Source organism: Oleiphilus sp. HI0117 (assembly GCF_001635235.1).
Genome location: NZ_LWGA01001005.1, coordinates 1 through 1,903, shown reverse-complemented (window position 1 = coordinate 1,903; position 1,903 = coordinate 1). Strand labels below are relative to the sequence as shown.

Here is a 1,903-nt window from a genome sequence, read left to right as displayed (position 1 = left end):
GGCGGTGCAGATGAAATCATGCTCGGCATTATCTGCAAGCTAATGGGTATTTTACCCGGCAAGAAGAAGTAAACCCTTCCTCGTCATCCCGGCATTCTTTTTAGCCGGGATCTATTATGTAAATTATTAAATGACGAAGAGATCACTAACTATGACTTTACCAGAAACCGAAACACTATTACTTGAACAGCGAGACCATGAACTGCATATCACACTCAACCGCCCTAAAACTCGCAATGCGATGAGCCTAAAAATGGTTAAAGAGTTAATGGCTGTGTTTGAAAGTATTCAAACACAGGAAGACATTCGTGCAGTAGTATTACGGGGCGCAGAAGGCCACTTCTGCGCTGGCGGCGATATTAAAGATATGGCAGGTGCCCGTATGGCGGAAGGCTCTAAAACTGCTGATCAAAACGACCCGTTCTACGAGCTGAACCGCGAATTTGGACGCATGATTACTTATGCGAATCAGATTCCACAGGTACTCATTGTGGTCACAGAGGGGGCAGTCCTGGGCGGAGGCTTTGGCCTTGCCTGTATTTCCGACGTTGCCCTAACCTCTAGTGACGCAAAATTTGGCTTACCTGAAACCGGCCTGGGTATTCCACCGGCTCAAATCGCTCCATTTGTCGTGACACGCATTGGCTTAACCCAAGCGAGACGTCTAGCCTTATTAGGGTCTTGTTTTAACGGTCAGGAAGCTAAGGAGCTGGGCATTGTTCACGAGGCACATGAAACAAGTGAAGCACTTGAAGAAGACCTAGAATCAGTACTTAGCCAAGTTAAACGCTGTGCACCAGATGCTAACCGTATCACGAAAGAACTGATACTCGGAGTCGGCAAACAACCATTGGAAGAGTTATTAGACTCTGCAGCCCATTCCTTCTCACAAGCAGTACAAGGTAAAGAAGGCCAGGAAGGCACCATGGCCTTTGTACAGAAGAGATTGCCTAGCTGGGCAGAGTAGTCAGTTATCATCAAAACAATGGATTCCCGCCTTCGAGGGAATAACGATAAAAAGAGAGTATTAAGATGTCTAAACAAGTGACATTCGAAAAAGTATTAGTTGCAAACCGTGGAGAAATTGCCGTTCGTGTGATGCGTACAGCTAAGTCGCTCGGCTATAAAACCGTTGCGGTTTACAGTGAAGCTGATGCGGGTGCGCCACATGTTCTTAACGCAGACGAAGCGGTATGTATTGGTGCAGCACCAGTAGGCGAATCCTATTTAGTCGCAGACAAAATCCTTGCGGCCGCTAAACTAACTGGCGCTGGCGCCATTCACCCTGGCTATGGCTTCTTGTCTGAAAACTGTGACTTCGCCAACGCTTGCGAAAAGGCCAATATTGAATTTATCGGCCCACCTTCTGCAGCAATCGAGCTTATGGGTAGCAAACGTTTATCAAAGATCGCTATGACCAAGGCCGGTGTGCCTTGTATCCCTGGTTATGAAGGTGCTGATCAAGACATTGAGACACTCCTAAAAGAAGCCCAAACCATCGGCTTCCCTATTATGGTAAAAGCCTCTGCCGGTGGTGGTGGACGTGGTATGCGTCTGGTTTTTGAAGAGAGCGAGCTGGAAGCACAAATCAAAACAGCTAGTTCAGAAGCTGAGAATGCTTTTGGCAGTGGTGAGCTGATTCTTGAGCGTGCCGTGATCAAACCTCGTCATATTGAAATTCAAGTCTTCGCCGACAAGTACGGTAATGCTGTTTATTTTGGTGAACGCGACTGCTCTATCCAGCGTCGCCACCAAAAAGTGGTTGAAGAAGCGCCTTCGCCATTTGTCGACCCTGAACTTCGCCAGCGCATGGGTGAAGCGGCTGTACAAGCAGCCAAAGCTTGCAATTACGTCGGTGCAGGGACGGTTGAATTCTTGGTCGACTCAGATAAGAACTTCTACT

2 protein-coding genes are annotated in these 1,903 nt (G+C 47.7%); both read left to right on the top strand.

Going from position 1 to position 1,903, the window contains the following annotated elements; genetic code table 11:
* Nucleotides 1-151 precede the first annotated feature (151 nt).
* Nucleotides 152-967 carry an enoyl-CoA hydratase/isomerase family protein gene (locus tag A3757_RS18050; RefSeq protein ID WP_068553503.1) on the top strand — a complete coding sequence of 272 codons (816 nt, stop codon included), beginning with the start codon at nt 152-154 and terminating at the stop codon, nt 965-967.
* A gap of 65 nt (nt 968-1,032) precedes the next feature.
* Nucleotides 1,033-1,903: acetyl/propionyl/methylcrotonyl-CoA carboxylase subunit alpha (locus A3757_RS18045; RefSeq protein ID WP_156506396.1), on the top strand; the 871-nt coding region annotated here is incomplete at its 3' end.